This window comes from Sphaerisporangium viridialbum (assembly GCF_049674955.1).
Classification (GTDB): domain Bacteria; phylum Actinomycetota; class Actinomycetes; order Streptosporangiales; family Streptosporangiaceae; genus Sphaerisporangium; species Sphaerisporangium viridialbum.
The window spans coordinates 914,931-933,151 of the sequence record NZ_CP187232.1 but is presented as its reverse complement, the minus strand read 5'-3'; the positions used below and the strand labels follow the sequence as shown (position 1 = coordinate 933,151).

The 18,221-nt window shown below is 69.5% G+C and carries 10 protein-coding genes; 3 read left to right on the top strand and 7 right to left on the bottom strand.

What is annotated here, in order from left to right; genetic code table 11:
* Position 1: 1 nt before the first annotated feature.
* From pgi to ACOZ38_RS04300, 3 genes are read right to left on the bottom strand one after another with little or no spacing between them, the layout of a single operon-like run.
* Entirely contained in the window at positions 2-1,633 is a 1,632-nt protein-coding gene (gene pgi / locus ACOZ38_RS04310) for a glucose-6-phosphate isomerase (RefSeq protein WP_424528909.1), read from the bottom strand.
* Between the two features lie 44 nt (positions 1,634-1,677).
* The gene (locus ACOZ38_RS04305) at positions 1,678-4,062 is read right to left on the bottom strand and encodes a glycoside hydrolase family 65 protein (protein WP_424528908.1); all 2,385 of its coding nucleotides are present in this window, start codon (positions 4,060-4,062) and stop codon (positions 1,678-1,680) included.
* The gene (locus tag ACOZ38_RS04300) at positions 4,059-4,802 is read right to left on the bottom strand and encodes a beta-phosphoglucomutase family hydrolase (RefSeq protein ID WP_424528907.1); all 744 of its coding nucleotides are present in this window, start codon (positions 4,800-4,802) and stop codon (positions 4,059-4,061) included. Before ACOZ38_RS04300 ends, ACOZ38_RS04305 begins: the two co-directional genes overlap by 4 nt.
* 217 nt (positions 4,803-5,019) lie before the next feature.
* On the opposite strand from ACOZ38_RS04300, the gene ACOZ38_RS04295 reads away from it, so the two are divergent.
* Together ACOZ38_RS04295 and ACOZ38_RS04290 are read left to right on the top strand one after the other, a co-directional pair.
* Positions 5,020-5,436 carry a DUF6157 family protein gene (locus tag ACOZ38_RS04295; protein WP_424528906.1) on the top strand — a complete coding sequence of 139 codons (417 nt, stop codon included), beginning with the start codon at positions 5,020-5,022 and terminating at the stop codon, positions 5,434-5,436.
* A gap of 24 nt (positions 5,437-5,460) precedes the next feature.
* Positions 5,461-6,204 carry an MBL fold metallo-hydrolase gene (locus ACOZ38_RS04290; protein WP_405144123.1) on the top strand — a complete coding sequence of 248 codons (744 nt, stop codon included), beginning with the start codon at positions 5,461-5,463 and terminating at the stop codon, positions 6,202-6,204.
* 3 nt (positions 6,205-6,207) lie between these two features.
* Here ACOZ38_RS04290 and ACOZ38_RS04285 read toward each other — a convergent pair whose 3' ends face one another.
* The 3 genes from ACOZ38_RS04285 to ACOZ38_RS04275 form a co-directional block, all read right to left on the bottom strand.
* Positions 6,208-7,290: a CU044_5270 family protein gene (locus tag ACOZ38_RS04285; protein ID WP_424528905.1), complete on the bottom strand. Its 1,083-nt coding sequence runs from the start codon at positions 7,288-7,290 to the stop codon at positions 6,208-6,210.
* Positions 7,287-7,862 (bottom strand): RNA polymerase sigma factor, encoded by a 576-nt coding sequence (locus ACOZ38_RS04280; protein ID WP_424528904.1) that lies wholly within the window; start codon positions 7,860-7,862, stop codon positions 7,287-7,289. Before ACOZ38_RS04280 ends, ACOZ38_RS04285 begins: the two co-directional genes overlap by 4 nt.
* A gap of 204 nt (positions 7,863-8,066) precedes the next feature.
* Complete coding sequence (locus ACOZ38_RS04275) at positions 8,067-8,528, bottom strand: hypothetical protein (RefSeq protein ID WP_424528903.1); 462 nt, start codon at positions 8,526-8,528, stop codon at positions 8,067-8,069.
* Positions 8,529-8,965: 437 nt separating this feature from the next.
* Here ACOZ38_RS04275 and ACOZ38_RS04270 point away from each other — a divergent pair, with 437 nt between their 5' ends.
* Positions 8,966-12,319, top strand: a complete 3,354-nt coding sequence (locus tag ACOZ38_RS04270) for a glycosyl hydrolase family 95 catalytic domain-containing protein (RefSeq protein WP_424528902.1) — start codon at positions 8,966-8,968, stop codon at positions 12,317-12,319.
* Between the two features lie 168 nt (positions 12,320-12,487).
* Here ACOZ38_RS04270 and ACOZ38_RS04265 read toward each other — a convergent pair whose 3' ends face one another.
* Positions 12,488-18,211, bottom strand: a complete 5,724-nt coding sequence (locus tag ACOZ38_RS04265) for a ThuA domain-containing protein (protein ID WP_424528901.1) — start codon at positions 18,209-18,211, stop codon at positions 12,488-12,490.
* Positions 18,212-18,221 lie beyond the last annotated feature (10 nt).

The window sequence follows — 18,221 nt, the reverse complement described above, 5'->3', positions numbered from 1 at the left end:
ACTAACTCTCTTTAAGGCTCCGGTAGCGGCGGATCAGCGCGTTGGTGGAGGAGTCGTGGGCGAGCTCGGGCTCGGCGTCGCTCACCAGCTCCGGGGCGATCTGGCCCGCGAGCACCTTGCCCAGCTCGACTCCCCACTGGTCGAAGGAGTCGATGCCCCAGATCGTGCCCTGGGTGAACACGCTGTGCTCGTACAGGGCCACGAGCACGCCGAGCAGGTGTGGCGTGAGCCGCTCGGCGAGCAGCACGTTCGTGGGACGGTTGCCCTGCATGACCCGGTGGGGGGCGACGTCGGGGGCGGTGCCCTCGGCGCGGATCTCCTCCTCGGTCCTGCCGAAGGCCAGGGCCTGCGCCTGGGCGAAGACGTTGGCCGACAGCAGGTCGTGGTGGTCGCGCAGCGGGTTGAGGCTCTTGCCGAACCCGATCAGGTCGACGGGGATCAGCCTCGTGCCCTGGTGGATGAGCTGGTAGAAGCTGTGCTGGCCGTTGGTGCCCGGCTCGCCCCAGTAGACCGGCCCGGTGTCGTAGTCGACCTCGTGACCGTCGCGGGTCACGTGCTTGCCGTTCGACTCCATCGTGAGCTGCTGGAGGTAGGCGGGGAAGCGCTTCAGATACTGCTCGTACGGCAAGACGCCGATGCTCTGCGCCTTGAAGAAGTTGACGTACCACACGGCGAGCAGGCCCATGATCACCGGCAGGTTCTCGGCGAGCGGCGCCGTGCGGAAGTGCTCGTCCATCTCGTGGAAGCCCGCCAGCATCTCGCGGAAGTGCTCGGGCCCGATGGCGAGCATGGTCGACAACCCGATGGCGGAGTCCATCGAGTAGCGGCCACCCACCCAGTCCCAGAAGCCGAACATGTTGGCCGTGTCGATGCCGAACTCCGCGACGCGGTCGGCGTTGGTGGACACCGCGACGAAGTGCCGGGCGATCGCCTCGTCGGTGCCCAGCTGGCCGATCACCCAGTCGCGTGCCGAGTGGGCGTTGGCGAGGGTCTCCAGCGTGCCGAAGGTCTTGGAGGAGACGATGAACAGCGTCTCGTCGGCGAACAGGTCGTGGGTCGCCTCCACGAAGTCGGTGGAGTCGACGTTCGACACGAACCTGAACGTCAGGTCACGCCTGCCGTAGTGGCGCAGCGCCTCGTACGCCATGACCGGCCCGAGGTCCGAGCCGCCGATGCCGATGTTGACGATGTTCTTGATGGGTTTGCCGGTGTAGCCCTTCCACTGGCCCGAGCGGACGCGCCCGGCGAAGTCGGCCATCCGGTCGAGGACCTCGTGCACCTCGGCGACGACGTCCGTGCCGTCCACGACCAGCGAGGAGCCCTTCGGCATCCGCAGCGCGACGTGGAGCACCGACCTGCCCTCGGAGGTGTTGATCGGCTCGCCCCTGAACATCATGTCCCTGCGCTCCTCCAGCCCGGACTCCCGGGCGAGCTCCACGAGCAGGCGCAGCGTCTCGTCGGTGACGCGGTTCTTCGAGTAGTCGAGATACAGCCCGGCCGCTTCCGCGCACATGCGCTCACCACGCTCCGGGTCCTCGGCGAACAGCTCGCGCAGGTGGCGACCGCCGGTCTCGGCGTGGTGCTGCTCAAGGGCCTTCCACGAGGCACGGTCACGGAGTGGGACGGTGGGCATCGGTGGTTCCTCCGGTCACTGGCACGGTCTGGTAGGTAGATTCTTCACGCAATCGTCCCGGGCGGGCGCGGCTTTCGGCCCGGACGGCGGGGGGCGGGCTCACGGCCGGGCGGCTGGCGGATCGTCAGCTCGGGCACCGGGACCTCAGGGACCCGACGGGTGACCGCCCGCCCGTCGACCGAGAGCTCCTTGCCGTAGTGGGTCAGCGTCAGCGGCGGACCTTCCAGGAGCCGGTAGGTCGCCGAGCGGGGCGTGATGCCGACCCGCAGCAGGCGGCCGTGGTAGCGCAGCCGGAAGGCCAGCCGCGTGATGCCCGAGGGCAGCTTCGGGGCGAAGCACATCCGCCCCTGGCCCGAGCGCATCCCGCCGAAGCCGGCCACCAGGGCGATCCACGCCCCGGCCAGCGCGGCCAGGTGGATCCCGTCGACGGTGTTCTTCTCCAGGTCGTCCAGATCCATCAGCGCCGCCTCGCCGAGGTAGCGGTAGGCGAGCTGGATGTGCCCCACCTCGGCGGCGACCACCGCCTGGGTGCAGGCGGAAAGCGACGAGTCGCGGACGGTCAGCGCCTCGTAGTACGCGAAGTCGCGGGCCTTCTGCTCGGGCGTGAACGCGTCGCCGCGCAGCTGTATCGCCAGCACCAGGTCGGCCTGCTTGACCACCTGCTTGCGGTAGAGGTCGAAATAGGGGAAGTGCAGCATCAGGGGGTACTGATCCGGCCTGATGGCGGCGAGGTCCCAGACCGCGTGGCTGGTGAAGCCCTCGCTCTGGGGATGCACGCCGAGCCGCTCGTCATAGGGCACGTACATCGCGATAGCCGCGTCCCGCCACGTGGCCGCCTCCTCCAGGGTGACCCCGAGCTCCTGCGCCCGGTCGAGGTGACGGGTGGCGGTCTCGGCCGCCTCGCGCAGGTTCTGCTGGGCCAGCAGGTTGGTGTACACGTTGTTGTCGGCGACGGCGCTGTACTCGTCGGGGCCGGTGACGCCGTCGATGCGGAACCGCCCGTCGGCGTCGTGGTGGCCGAGGGCGCACCACAGCCGGGCCGTCTCGACAAGCAGCGGCAGGCCGGTGTCGCGCTCGAACCGCGTGTCCTCGGTGGCGTCGACGTACCGTACGACCGCGTCGGCGATGTCGGCGTTGATGTGGAACGCGGCGGTTCCGGCCGGCCAGTAACCGGAACACTCCTCGCCGTTGATCGTCCGCCAGGGGAAGGCCGCTCCGCCCAGCCCGAGCTGGACGGCGCGATCCTTCGCCTTCGGGAGGATCGACTTCCGCCACGACAGCGCGTCGGCGGCGGCCCGGGGGTGCGTGTAGGTGAGCACCGGCAACACGAACATCTCGGTGTCCCAGAAGGCGTGACCGTCGTAGCCGTTCCCGGTCAGTCCCTTGCCGGGAATGGGGCGGTTCTCCAGACGCGCGGAGGCCTGCACCAGGTGGAACAGCCCGAAGCGGACGGCCTGCTGCACCTCGGGGTCCCCCTCGACCTCCACGTCGGCGCCGTCCCAGAACTTGTCGAGGAACCGCCGCTGGTCGGCCAGCAGGCCGTCCCAGCCGACCAGCCGGGCGGCGGCCAGCGCGGCGACGACCTGGTCGTGCATGGCGGGCCGGGAGCGCTTGGCCGACCAGCCGTACGCGAAGTACTTGACCAGCCGCAGCCGCTCGCCCGGCTTCAGCCGGGTGGCGACCGTCACGCGGCTGACGTCGCCACTGCCCTGGGCCTCGATCAGCGTGCCCTCGGGACCGTCGACGTCGTGGCACATGGCGGCGGCCACCCGGAGGCGGCTGGCGCGGGTGGAGTGGACCATGATCGCCACTCCGGCGCTCGCCGGGAAGTTCTCCTCCAGGACCAGCGGCGACGTAAGGGCCGCGGCGGCGCGCGGGTCGCCGCCCGTGTACTCCACGGTCTCGTTGGCCACCAGCTCCGACTGCACGACCACACCGAGCGACCGGTCGACGGGCTCGACCTCGTACAGGATCGCGGCCACCGCCCGATGGGTGAACGACACCAGTCGCGTGGAGGTGACGCGCACCTCGGCCCCGGTCGGGGAGCTCCAGTGGACCTTGCGGGTCAGGGTGCCCGCGCGCAGGTCGAGGACCCGCTCATGCTCGTGCAGCGTGCCGTACCGCACGTCGAACGGCTCGTCGTCGACCAGCAGCCGGATCAGCTTGCCGTTGGTGACGTTCACCACCGTCTGCCCGGACTCGGGGTCCCCGTACCCCGCCTCGGCGTGCGGCAGCGGCCTCAGCTCGTACACCGAGTTGAGGTAAGTGCCGGGCTGCCCGTACGGCTCGCCCTCGTCCAGGTTGGCGCGCAGACCGATATGCCCGTTGGACAGCGCGAACACCGACTCGGTCTGCGCCAGAAGATTCAGATCGAGGCTGCTCTCCCGCACCGCCCAGGGCTCGACCGTGAACGCCGGATGCTGGATCATCCAGGTTCCAGCAGCTCGGTGAGGTCGGTGACCACGATGTCGGCGCCGTGCTCGCGCAGCGCGTCCGCCTGCCCCACCCGGTCGACGCCGACGACGAACGCGAACCTCCCCGCGCGGCCGGCCGCCACGCCCGCCAGCGCGTCCTCGAACACCGCCGCCTCCGAGGGCTCGATCCCGAGCGCCTCCGCGCCCGCGAGATACATGTCCGGCGCGGGCTTGCCGGCGAGGTGCCGCTCACGGGCCACCACGCCGTCGACGCGCGCCTCGAACAGGTCGGCGATGCCGGCGGCGGCCAGCACCCTCGCCGTGTTGGCGCTCGACGACACGACCGCTCTGTGCAACCCCGCGTCCCGCACGGCCTTCACGTACCGCACGGACCCCTGGTACACCTGCACGCCGTCCCTGTCCATGATGGCTTTCACCAGCGCGTTCTTGCGGTTGCTCAGCCCGTACACGGTCGGCGCGCCGGGCTCGTCCTCCGGCGACCCCTCGGGCAGGATGATGCCCCGCGAGGCCAGGAAGCTCCTCGTCCCGTCCAGGCGCTGTTTCCCGTCGACGTAGCGGTCGTAGTCGGCCGTGGCGTCGAACGGCACGAACGGCTCCCCCGTGCGCTCGGCCCTTGCCCGCAGGAACTCGTCGAACATGGACTTCCACGCGGCGGCGTGCACCGTCGCGGTGCGCGTGAGCACACCGTCCATGTCGAACAGACACCCCCGCACCCCATCAGGCAACCCGAGCATCGGCCCCCCCGACCATGATCTCCTCCCCTACGTACCCACCTACCCCACTCCCAAGTGCCCTGGACCCCGGCCTGCGAACCACGTTCGGCTCCGGGCAGCGTGCCCGGATCTGGACCTGACCACGAAAGAAAGCCCAAGCGGCGCTTCCGCCGAGTGTCGCCGGATAGGCTCCGTACACAACGGCACAAAAGACCGAAACACCCTGGGGGTCGCCTCCGTGGACCTGAACTACTACCAGACCCTCATAGCGGTGGCCGACGACTCCCCCGTCACCGAGAGCGTGGTCCCCCAGAGCCGAGGCGCCGGAAAGACCATCGCCGTGGTGCAGTACGAGCTGCTGGCCGGCAGCCCGTACGTCTACACGCAGGAAGACGTGCTGTTCGAGTCCTGGTTCCGGCGCCAGAACCTGCCGGACGCCTCGGAGCAAGAGATCGCCAGGCTGCGCGACGAGTTCTTCTCCAGGTCACAGGCCTGCCTGCGCGCCTCGCCGCTGCCGAAGAAGTACGGCTGGGGCCTGGCCTTCGACACCGAGGGCAGGGTGGCGCTCTGCCCGATGGACTCCACGGAGTACCAGGCACTGCTGGCCGACGACGGCACGAAGGTGCTCAAGGCCATGCGCTCCAGCCGCCTCTGACCCGCCATCGAGCATGATGGTTCCGTGATCACCCTCACCGTCCTCGGCGGTTGCGGCGCCTGGCCGGCCGCGGGGCAGGCATGCAGCGGCTACCTGATCGAACACGACGGCTTCCGGCTGCTGGTCGACCCCGGGTACGCCACGCTGCCCCGGTTGCTGGAGCTCGTACCCGCCGCCGGTCTGGACGCCGTGCTGGTCAGCCACGGCCACCCCGACCACTGCGCCGACCTGAACCCGCTGCTGCGCGCCCGCGCGCTGGCCGACGACCCGCCGCCCGCGCTGCCCGTCCACACGTTGCCCGGCGCGCTCGACGCGGTCCTCGCCCTGGACCGCCCCGGCATGCTGGCCGGCTCGTACGAGCTGCGCGAGTTCGCGGCCGGTTCACCGTTGGAGGTGGGGCCCTTCCACGTGGACACCTGGCTGCTGCCCCATCACGTGCCCAACGCGGGCCTGCGAGTGACCGCCGGCCGGACGTCCATCGCCTACACGGGGGACACCGGCCCCAGCCCTCACCTGTACGAGCTGGCGCGGAACGCCGACCTCTATCTGGCCGAGGCCACCTACCCCGAGACCGTTCCGGTCGAGGATGCCCCCTATCTGTCGAGCGCGCTCCAGGCCGCCCAGGTCGCCACCGCCGCGGGAGCCGGGCACCTCATGCTCACCCACCTGTGGCCGGACACCCCGCCGGCGGAGGCGCTGGCCGCGGCCCTGACGGCTTTCGACGCCGAGATCTCCGTAGCCCGGCAGGGGATGGTCGTACACCTGTGACGGTCAGGCGTGGTCCGCCGGCACGTTCGGAAGTTCGTCGGTCCAGCCGGAGTCCAGAACGGCGCTCCAACCGGCCGGTCGAAGCTCCGCGCAGCCCTGCTCGCCGACCGATGTGCCGACCGACAGCAGGCGGCCGGTGTTCTTGTCGAACAGGACCTGCGACTCGGTGCCGTAGCCGGGCTCGCAGCTCCGGAGCGCGACCCCCACCGCGTCACGGCCCAGCGGGTCGCGTACGCCGCCGAGGGAACGGACCTCGGGAAGGTCGGCCATCAGCCGGAACAGCGCCGCCCTGACGCCGGAGGGGGCGGGCAGTTCGAGCAGCAGTTCGGCCGCCTGCCCGAAGAGGATCTCGTTCCGTCTCTTGTCGCTGATCGTGCCAGGACCCTGCCACTGGGCCAGAACCTCTCTCAGCGCCGCCGGCTCGGTCGGCAGCCGCTCGATGTCGGCGACGGAGACCGCCTTGCCGTTGACATTGGGCCAGCTCGACCCCGGCTCGGCGAAGTGGTTCAACCGCCCGAAGTAAGGTGTCTTTCCTGTTTGATCGTCTATCGCTCGATTGCCGCGGGCGCAGGTGAAATGAGCCTGGTCCGAGCTGAACTCGCCCTTCTTGGGCGGTGGGGCGCCCTCGACGGCGTCCACGCGGGTCCAGGAGTTGACCATCCACCAGCTGGGATCGCTGGGCGACCTCGCCACCCACGTCTCGTCTCGGCAGACGCCATGGGAGGTTCGCCCGTCCGGCAGCAGACCGCCCGAGTTCACACCCCGGGTATGCCAGTACCGGCCGGCGGTGGCCGGCGCGTCCATGGTCTGCTCCGCGGCGGCGAGCAACAGGCCCCGCGCGGCGGGCTCGGCCGACCGGTCGCCGGCGCTGCCGGACACCAGGGTCACGGCCACCGCGAGCCCCGCCGCCACCACTCCCGCGCCCCACGCCAGATTGACGCGGCGGCGACGAGGGACGACCGGGACCGTGGACGGCCGCGTGCTCGCGGCGGCGATGATCCGGTCGAGCCTTTCCGGGTCGCCCGCCGGGTCGAGCGAGGCGGGGCGGACATCGGCGAGCGACTTCAGCACATCCGTCTTCTTCACCGGACTGACTCCTTTGTTGATGCCAGCGATTTTGTTGATGCCAGCGATGCGGAGGGCAAGGTGATGGCGTCGGGCTCCGCGGCCATCGCACGCTCCAGCCTGCGCCGGGCGCGGTGCAGGCGGACGAAGAACGTGGCGGTGGAGCAGCCGACGACCTTCGCCGCGTCCGCGGCCCGCAGCCCGTGCCAGGCGACCAGCGTGAGCAGTTCACGATCACCATCCGAGAGCGCGGCGAGCCCCCGCAGGACGGCCGCCCTTTCGGTGACCGACTCGGCGACGTCGCCCGTCGTCAGCTCCTCCGCCGAGACCCAGGCCGACAGCTCGTTCTCCAGCGACCGCCGCCGAGCCTCCGCGCGATACGACTCGCGCAGCACGTTGCGGGCGACGCCGAGCAACCACGGGAGCGCATCATCAGGCACGTCGTCGATCCGCCGCCACGCGACGCAGAACGTCTCACTCGCCACCTCCTCCGCGAGCTGCCGTCCCGCACAGCTCACCGCGTACGCGTGAACGCGCGAATAGCAGGAGCTGTACAACACGGTGAACCGGTCCCGAGGACCAGGCTCGCTCATGCGCCCTCCCTTCCCTAAGTGCACTGTCACCAAGGAAGTGGGCGAATCGCCCGAGTTCTTACAGGGGCACGGGAGATCACCGAAGGTATCCGGGGCGGCGCGGCCACAGGCGCGCATCAAGCGAACAGCAATGAGCTCGAGCCCGGGAGTGGTTCCGCTCGCTGACCCCGCCGGTCCGTCGACGGAAGACGGGCCGCCTGTTGGTCAGATGCTGTCGACGAAGAGCTGGGCCTCCCGGGAGCCCATGCCGGTCTCGCCGCGCACCAGGTGGACCGCCTGCTCCTCGCGGCCGGCGAGCTTGAGTTCGCGTACGCGGGTGGCCAGGTCGGGACCGGCGGCGCGCGGCGGGGCCGCGTCCTCGATGGGCCTGAACCGCGCCATGGCGGGATGACTCCACATGTCCTGACCCATGGCCACGGCGTCGACGACGGCCTTGGCGCTCCCCAGGTCGAGCCCGGTGTACTGGCGCAGTTCCTTGATCGCCTCGATCTTGCGCCTCTGGAGCGTCAACTGTGTGACGACGCGGTGCAGATCCTGGGGCGTTGCCGGCCTCATCAGCGGGACGGACGGTGCGCGTCCCTTTCGGCTGATCATGATCACGCCCGCCACGATCGCCGCCACCAGAATGATCAGGATCAACAGCTCCACGGGCCCCACATTCGGCATGAACCGCATCGTATGACGCTTCGCACGAGTCCGTACAGGCAGCGGCCGACCCCGGGACTCCGGCGGCCGCACATCCGGCGCTTGAGCGTTTGACGCGTCAACTCGGCCTTCTCATGGCCCCATACATCGGATGTCTTACTAGGGTGGGGCACCTTCCGGGTTCACACTCCCAGGCCGTACGATCATCCGATCGGTAGAGATGATAGCTCCGTGATTGCCGCTTTTGTCCTCCAGCGTACGCGCGTTTGGCGTTCGATGCATCGGATCTTCACGGGACGAAGATGATGGCACCGCCTCGCCCTACAGCCAGCGAGCGGCTGGATCTGCACAGTAGGCATCGATAACAACCGCGCAAACATCGGATGAGTAGACCTTGTTACGCAGAGATTTCGGTGTTATTCCGTTGATCTGTACGGTTCCCGTGAAACGGAGGTCTCTTGACCCGCCCCCCGAGAAAGCGCTTCGGCGCCGCTGTCGTTTCCGCATTGATGCTGGCCACGACGTTGGCCATCCAAGGTTCCGCGCTCGCCGACCCGGACACGCCATCAGCTTCTCCGGCGACATCCGATGACCTGACTCTCTGGTACGACAAGCCGGCGACCGACTGGGAGACGCAGGCGCTTCCGATCGGCAACGGCGTGCTCGGTGCGATGATCTTTGGTGGCGTCGGCACAGAGCAGATCCAGTTCAACGAGAAGTCGCTGTGGACCGGTGGCCCCGGATCCCGCGGCGGCTACAACTCAGGCAACTGGACGAGCCCGCGGCCGAACGCGATAGCCGACGTACAGGCCCAGATCGACCGCGACGGCAAGGTGTCGCCGGAAGCGGTGGCCGCCAAGCTCGGCCAGCCCAAGAGCGGGTTCGGCTCCTACCAGACCTTCGGCGACCTGTGGCTGGACGTCCCAGGCGCGCCGGCCAACCCGACCGGATACCGCAGGGAGCTCGACCTGCGCGACGCCACCGCCCGGGTGCGCTACACGGCGGACGGGGTGACCTACAACCGGGAGTACTTCGCCAGTGATCCCGGCGGCGTCATCGTCGGCAAGGTCTCGGCCGACCAGGGCGGCAAGGTCTCCTTCACCCTGCGGACCTCCTCGCCGCGCTCGGACAAGCAGGTCTCGGTCGCGAACGGACGGCTCACCATCCGGGGCGCGCTCGCCGACAACGGCATGAAGTTCGAGTCGCAGATCCAGGTGATCACCGACGGCGGCAGCCGTACCGACGGGACCGACCGGATCACCGTCACCGACGCCGACAGCGCGACGTTCGTGCTCTCGGCGGGCACCGACTACGCCGATACCTATCCCACCTACCGGGGCGCAGGCCCGCACGACAAGGTGACCCGGGCCGTGGACCAGGCGGCCGGGAAGAGCTTCGACCAGCTCAAGCGGGCGCACGTCGCCGACTACCGGCAACTGTTCGACCGCGTACGGCTGGACCTGGGCCAGAGCACCCCGCAGGTGCCCACCGACCGGCTACTGCGCGCCTACACCGGCGGGTCGTCCACCGATGACCGGGCGCTGGAGGCGCTGTTCTTCGCCTACGGCCGCTACCTGCTGATCGCCTCCTCGCGTGACGGCTCGCTGCCGGCCAACCTGCAGGGCGTGTGGAACAACTCCACGAGCCCGCCCTGGTCGGCCGACTACCACGTCAACATCAACCTGCAGATGAACTACTGGCTGGCCGAACAGACCAACCTGGCCGAGACCACCGCCCCTTACGACGACTACGTCAAGGCCATGGTCGCCCCAGGCGCCAAGACCGCGAAGGACATCTACGGGGCGCGCGGCTGGGTGGTCAACAATGAGACCAACCCCTTCGGGTTCACCGGTCTGCACGACTGGGCCAGCTCCTTCTGGTTCCCCGAGGCCGCGGCGTGGCTCACCCAGCAGATGTACGACCACTACCGCTTCAGCGGCGACGTCGCCTACTTGCGCGACACCGCCTACCCGGTGCTCAAGGGGGCGGCCGAGTTCTGGCTGGACTTCCTGCACACCGACCCCCGCGACGGCAAGCTCGTGGTCTCCCCCAGCTACTCCCCCGAGCACGGCGACTTCTCCGCGGGCGCGTCGATGTCCCAGCAGATCGTCTTCGACGTCTTCACCAACGCGGTGGAGGCGGCCAAGAAGCTCGGCGTCGACAAGGCGTTCCAGGCGGAGGTAGGCGCCGCGCTGGCGAAGCTCGACCCCGGCCTGCGGATCGGCTCGTGGGGGCAGTTGCAGGAGTGGAAGAACGACTGGGACTCCAGGACCGACGACCACCGGCACGTCTCGCACCTGTTCGCGTTGCATCCGGGCAGGCAGATCGTCGCGGGCAGCCCGGAGGCCGAGGCCGCCAAGATCTCGCTGACCGCGCGCGGCGACGGCGGCACCGGCTGGAGCAAGGCCTGGAAGATCAACTTCTGGGCGCGGCTGCTCGACGGCGACCACGCTCACAAGATGCTCAGTGAGCAGCTGAAGACGTCCACGCTGCAGAACCTGTGGGACACCCACCCGCCGTTCCAGATCGATGGGAACTTCGGCGCCACATCCGGTATCGCGGAGATGCTGCTCCAGAGCCAGCACGACACCATCGACGTGCTTCCCGCACTGCCCGCGGTGTGGAAATCCGGCTCGGTCACCGGCCTGCGCGCCCGCGGCGACGTGACCGTGGACGTGGCGTGGTCCGGTGGCGCGGCCCGCACGATCACCCTGCACCCCGGGAAGACCGGCCAGATCAAAGTACGCTCCGCCGCCATCGCCGGCCGCTACCGCGTCTACGACGAGCAGGGACACGAGGTCGGCCCGCACCGGGACGGCGACACACTCTCCTGGAACGCCCGGGCGGGCAAGACGTACACCATCTACAACGAGGTCGAGGTCGCGGTCGCGGCGCCCGCCGAGATCGGCTTCGGCGCCACCGTGCCGGTCGAGGTGACCGTCGCGGCCACGCAGAAGCGCGCCGTCCCCGCCGCGACCCTGGCGCTCCGGTTGCCCAAGGGCTGGACCGCCGGCCCGGCCTCGGTGAAGCTGCCCGCGGTACCCCCGGGCCAGACCCGCACCGTGTCCTTCGACGTCACCGCCGGACAGGGTGACGGTGTCACCCGGTCGGCCCGGATCGACGCCGTACTCAGCGCGAACAACTGGTCCGCCTCGGGTTCGGCCGCGGCGGCCGTCACCCCGTGCGCGGTGCCGCCCGCCGATCGGGCACTGGTCGCCTGGGACCCGGCGTCCGGTACGGCCGTCGCCGACCGCTCCGGCAGCGGCCGGGACGCCACGGTCGTCGGAACCGCGGAGTACGACGCTTCGGCACCCAGCGGCAGCGGCCTGGTGCTGAACGGGTCGAACTACCTGAGGAGCGCCCCGACGATGCTGGGCTACCTCCGGGAGGCCACCTTCGCGGCGGAGGTCAAGGTGGCCGGGAGCGGCTACCGGCGGCTGTTCGACTCCCAGCCCTCGGGCAACCCCGGCAACGACGGTGTGCTCATCGACCTCACTCCGGGCAACCAGGTGCGGTTCATCGGCGCGGACATGAACGTCACCACGGATGCCACCCTCCCCACCGGGCGCTACCTCGACCTGGTGATCACGCTCGCCAAGGACGGGAAGATCACCGTGTACGTCGACGGCGCCCGGATCGGCGGCGGCCAGGTGTCGTCCAACGGCATCACCGGATGCGCCACCAGGCCGCTCCAGTTCGCCGCCGACCAGGGCGGTGGCCAGCGGCTGTCCGGTGCGGTGGACCGGATCGCCATCCTCCCCAAGGCCCTGACCGCGGCGGAGGTCCCCACCTGGCGGGAGCTCGCGTTCTAACCACTCGCTGAAACAGCTCCAGGGAACCTGGAGAACAGGGCGGCCCGGTCTCCAGGAGACCGGGCCGCCGTCGGCTGTCATGCGCCGGCGGTCAGGACCGTCCGCGCGCGTGCGTAGGAGTGACGGGTGGCGACGGGGACGGCCGAACCGTCCCCGTGCCGGGTGTCATCACTTCTTCTTGTTGTTCGCGGGTCCCGAGAGCTTGGCGATCACCGTGTCGGTGTCGCGGACGAGGACGTCGCGGATCTCGGCGGTCGGCACGATCTTCGGGTCGGTGGCGAGGGTCTTGAACTTCTCCAGTTCCTTGATGGTCTTGGCGTCGTTGTTCTTCGCCTCCTCCTTGCGGGCCTTGGTGAGCTGCGCCTGGAGCTTGTTGCCGCCGGCCTGGCTGAGCCTGCTGGTAGCGACGAACCTGTCGATCAACAGGCTCAGGTCCCTGGTGGAGGTGGTGATCCCGAAGGTGACCTTCGTGGTGGTGGCGTTGCCCGCGTAGTCGGTCGCGGTGACCGACAGCGCGTGCGTGCCCAGCGCCAGCTCGTACAGCGCCTGCAGCCTGCCCGAGGAGTAGGCCCCCGCGTCCAGGGTGCCGGTCAGGGTCTTCACCCCCGAGGTGCCGTCCACGGCCTGCCAGGTGATGCGCAGGTCCTGGCTGTCGCCGTAGATCTGGGTGTCGGCGATGCCGGACACCAGGACGGTGGGCTTGGTGCCGTCGATCTTGAGGGCCGCGGCCTTCTCGGTCTCGACGTTGCCGGCCTTGTCCTTGGCCCGGTAGGCCAGGGTGTGGCTGCCGTCGCCGGTGATGTTGACCGGCTCGGTGTACGACTTCCAGGCGCCCTTGTCGAGCGAGTACTCGATGCCCGAGAGCCCCGAGCCGCCGTCGGAAGCGGTGAGCGTAACCGGCACGGTGGCTCCGTGCCAGCCGTCGTCGTTCGCCGGAGCGAACTGGGCGGTGGTCAGCGGCGCCGTGGTGTCCTTCTTCACCTGGATGGTGCCGTCGGCGGTGTTGCCTGCCTTGTCGGCGGCCCGGTAGGCCACGGTGTGCACGCCGTCGGAGGACACGCTCACCGGGTCGGTGTACGGCGCCCACGGGCCGCCGTCCACGCTGACCTCGGTGGAGGCCAGCCCCGATCCGCTGTCGGAGGCGGTCACCGTGACCGCCACGCTGGAGACGAACCAGCCGTTGCCGCCGTCGGGCGCCGCCGGGGTGGTCGTCGCCGAGATCTTCGGCGGCGTGGTGTCGGCCGGCTGCCCCCACGAGGCGTGGAAGAAGTCGAACTTCGCCGTCTTGGACGCCGCCGCGTTGACCCCGAAGGCGAACACGCCGACCTTGGCACTGCTCACCGCCGCGTTGACCAAGCCGGTGCCGATCTCGGTCCAGGCCTTGCCGTCGGAGGAGGCGAACCCGCGGTAGGTGGTGCCGGCCTTGGTCAGCCGCAGCCACCACACGCCCTGGGTGAGGTCGCTGATCTGCGGCTGGGGGTTCTGTACGGCGTCGCCTATCTCACTGCGGAACTCCACCCTGCGCGAGGTGGCGCTGTCGGCGAGGTAGTCGAGCTTCACGTAGTTGGCGTCGTTGAGGTAGGCGATCAGGCCGCCCTGCTGGTACGCCTCGTTGAACGCCGAGCCGTCGATCTTCGTCTCCACGCTCCAGTCCCCGGACGGCGGGGTCTGCAGGATGAAGTTCTTCGGTCCGCTGTTGTCGGTGCCGTAGATGTCACCCTTGCTCGTGTCGATCTCCAGGTTGCCGCCGGTCACCCGGGTCGCCGCCGCGTCGGGACGGACGATGGTGGACCACCGGCAGGCGTCCAGGGAAGTGCCGTCGAACTCGTCGTCCGGCGTCACCGGGCCCGCGCTGGCGTCGGGCGTGAGCTGGAACCAGTCGAACGCGGCGTCGATGACGGGCCTGTTGCCGGTGCTGGCGAAGGACGCCAGTCCGATGCGCGGGTTGACGATGCCGGCCATGGCCTTGTCGGTCTGCGGCATCGCCGTCCAGGTCAGCCCGTCGGCCGAGTAGGAGGCGGTGAGAGTCGTGCCGTTGCTGGCCAGCCGGACGTAGGCGGTGTTGGGGAAGCCCGCGCCGAGGTTGGCGGTGTTGGACGCGGCCACCTCGTTCGGCACACCCGCCTCTTCCCTGATGAACTGGAAGATGCGAGCGGCCGGGTCATTGGTGGTACGCCCCTGGATCACCATCTTGGCGTAGTTGTCGTCGTCGCCGTAGAGGATGAGGCCCGCCTGCTGATAGGCGTCCTTCGCGGCGATCGTCAGCTTCGCCGTGGCCTGCCAGGCCCCGTTGGGCGTGGGCTGCAGCACCAGGTTGGGGATCGGGGTGTTGTTGGTGCCATAGATGTCCGCGAGGGCCGTGGGGATGTGCAGGGCACCGCCGGCCACCCGCAGGTCCTGGTTCTCGCCCAGCACGGTCCACCGCGAGCGGTCGAGCGCGACGCCGTCGAAGCCGTCGGACTTGCCGGTGAGGCAGGTGGTGCCGGGACTGTCCACGGTGATGCGGACATGCTCGGTGCGCGAGGCGCCCTTGGCGTCGGTCACGGTGACGGACGCGTCGTAGCTGCCGGGCACCTGGTAGGTGTAGGAGGCGTCGGGTGTGGTGGGAGCCGGGGCACCGGCCACGCCGAGGTTCCACTTGTAGGTCAGCGGCGTGTCGCCGTCAGGGTCGCTCGCCTCGGCGTGCAGGCTGACCTGCAACGGCGCCGGGCCCTTGTCGGGGGTCGCGCTGATGACGACGGCGGGGCGCTGGTTGTCGGTGACGCCCTTGCCGATGAAGTCGGTCCAGTTGACGTTGATGAGCCCGCCGGTGTTGTCGCTGCCCGCGGGCCTGCGGACGACGAAGTACAGCGGCCCGCTGGACGTCGGCGGGTCGGTGAGCGTCAGCCGGAAGTCACCGTAGGTCTGCCAGCCGCCGGTGTTGGTCACGTCGACCTTGCCCACCAACGGCCCGTCGGCCTTGCCCGCGTGGACCTCGATCGTGCCGCCGGTGGAGGCGGAGGCCGCGCGGAAGCTCAGGGCGCCGATCCCCGTCAGGTTGACCGGGTCGTGGCTCCAGTAGTCGCCGTCCTCGATGAACCCGATGTTGTTGAAGCCGCCCTGCGTGTCGGAGGTGGTCTCCACCTTCACACCAGGGTCACCGGTGCCGGCGGCGCCGGGGATGCGGCCCGTCTCGGTGAAGAACTCGGCCTGCTTGTGCTTGGGCTGCAGCAGCGCCTGGGCCCTGCCGGTCAGCGGACCCGAGGAGCCCGCGCCGCCCTTGTCGGTGTAGCTGGCCTCAAGCACGTAGAAGACGTTGTCGCCGTCGCTGTGCCCGGAGGACAGGGTGGTCTGCAGGGTGCCCGAGCAGCCGGTGTACTGGTCGAGCGGGTGGCCGTGCGTGTCGTGCCCCAGGATGGCCTGGATCTTCACGTTCGCGCAGTCGATCGTGCCGTCCTCGGGGTCGGTGACCGTGACGGTGAACTTCACCTGGTCGCCGAACTCGAACAGGCCGCCGTCCGGCGGAAGGTTGATCTTCACGGTCGGCGCCGTGTTGCCGACCACGATCGGGACGTTCGCGGTGGCGGTCTTGCCGCCCTCGTCCTTCACGGTCAGTACGGCCGTGAAGTTGCCCGTCTCGGTGTAGGTGTACGTGGGGTTGGCCTCGGTCGAGTCGACGGTGCCGTTGCCGTCGAAGTCCCAGGCGAAGGTCAGCGGAGTCCCGTCGGGGTCGGCCGAGCCCGCGCTGGAGAACTTCACGGTCAGCGGCGCGGGACCCGAGGCCTTGTCGGCCTTGGCCCTGGCGATGGGCGCCCGGTTGCCCTGGACGTAGTCGATCCGGTAGACGCCGGAGTCGGTGTTGTCACCGCCGAAGCCCGAGCCCCACTCGATGAGGTAGAGGGCACCGTCGGGCCCGTACTTCATGTCCATCGGCTTCTTGAAGCTCATCGAGGCCAGCATCGGGTTGATGTCGACCAGCTGTGAGCCGTCGGCGCTGAGCTGGAACGAGTACAGGTGGTCCTGGTTCCACTCGCCGAAGACCGCCTTGCCGTCCCAGTAGGCCGGCCACTTGCGGTCGGACACCAGCTCGGGGTCGAAGCGGTACGTGGGGCCCGCCATCGGCGCGCCGCCGCCGCCCAGCTCGGGGAAGGCCGGGTCGGGCGAGTAGTGGTAGTAGACGGTGGCCGGCAGCGCCTTGGGCAGGTCGGTGATGCCGGTGTTGTTGGGCGAGTCGTTCTTCGGCGCCGCGCAGTCGAACGCCTGCTTGGAGGTGTTCGTCGCGAAGTCGAAGTCGATGTAGGGCTTGTTGTTGCCGATGCAGTACGGCCAGCCGTAGAACCCGGGGGCGTTGAGGATGTCCCACTCGACGGTGTTCTCCGGGCCGCGCGTGGCGCTGGGGTTGCCCGCGTCCGGACCGTAGTTGGCGACCAGCAGCTTGTGCGTCTTGGAGTCGATGCCGATGCGGAACGGGTTGCGGAAGCCCATCCCGTAGATCTCCGGACGGGTCTTCGCCGTGCCCGGCGGGAACATGTTGCCCGCGGGGATGGTGTAGGTGCCGTTCGGCTCGGGGTGGATGCGCAGCACCTTGCCGCGCAGGTCGTTGGAGTTGGCCGAGGTGCCCTGGGCGTCCCAGGCGGACCGTCCGGCGCGCTCGTCGATCGGGGTGTACCCGTCGGAGGCGAACGGGTTGGTGTTGTCGCCGTTGGCCAGCCACAGGTCGCCGGTGGCCTTGTCGAACACCATGCCGCCGCCGTGGTGGCAGCACTCGGCCCGCTGTACGGGCACCTCCAGCACGATCTGCTCGCTGGTGGGATCGAGCGTCAGGTCCGGCCTGATGGTGAAGCGCGAGAGCCGGTCCACGACCTTGGACTGCGGCGAGTAGTACACGTACGCCCAGCGGTTCGTGGCGAACGCCGGGTCGAGGGCCAGGCCGAGCAGGCCGCTCTCGTTGGCGGTGAAGACGTTCAGGTGGCCCGAGGTGACGACGCCGCCGTCCGGCTTGACCGCCTTCATGTCGCCGAGCCGGTCGATGTAGAAGACGGTGCCATCAGCGGCGACGTCCAGCATCATCGGGTTGGAGGTGTTGTCGTCGAGGGTGACCTTCTCGAAAGCCGAGTCCAGGCTCGCCGTGCAGTCGGCCGGCACCACGCCGGCGGCGGTCTGCAGGCCGCCCAGCAGCATCTTCAGGAAGTTCGGCTCGGCGAAGGACTCGTCGGTGTGACCCAGCGCGGTGTACCAGGAACGACCGCCGTCGTAGTTCTGGCACCAGCTGTTGGGGTGGTCGGCGCCCATCGTGCCGCCGCTGTAGCTGGTCTCGTCCATGGAGGTCAGGACGTGGACCGTGCCACGCGGGTCGGTGCGGAAGTCGTACCACTCGTCGTTGCGGGACCAGCGGTCGGGAAGGCCCGCGGTGGAGGGGTGCGCGGGGTCCTCGACCTTGACGACGGCCTGCTGCGGCGCGGGGTGCTGCTTGAAGTAGGCGCCGACCAGCTTGCCGTACCAGGGCCAGTCGTACTCGGTGTCGGAGGCCGCGTGAATGCCGGCGAACCCGCCGCCGCCCTCGATGTAGTGCTCGAAGGCGGTCTGCTGGGCGGCGTCCAGGACGTCGCCCGTGGTCGACAGGAAGACCACCACGGCGTACTTGGCGAGGTTGTCCTCGGTGAAGGCTCCGGAGTCCTCGGTGGCGTCGACGGTGAAGCCGTGCTCCTGGCCGAGCTTCTTGATGGCCGCGACACCCGCTGGGATGGAGCTGTGCCGGAAGCCCGCGGTCTTGGAGAAGACCAGCGCGGAGAACGGCGGATCAGCGGCCGCTGCCTTGCCCGGGACGGTCGACGCGTTGGCGGCCGACGCCGCGGTGGCCGGAACCAGGAGGGTGGAGGCGAGCAGGACGAGGGCGGTCAGCAGCCTTCTCATGCCACACCCC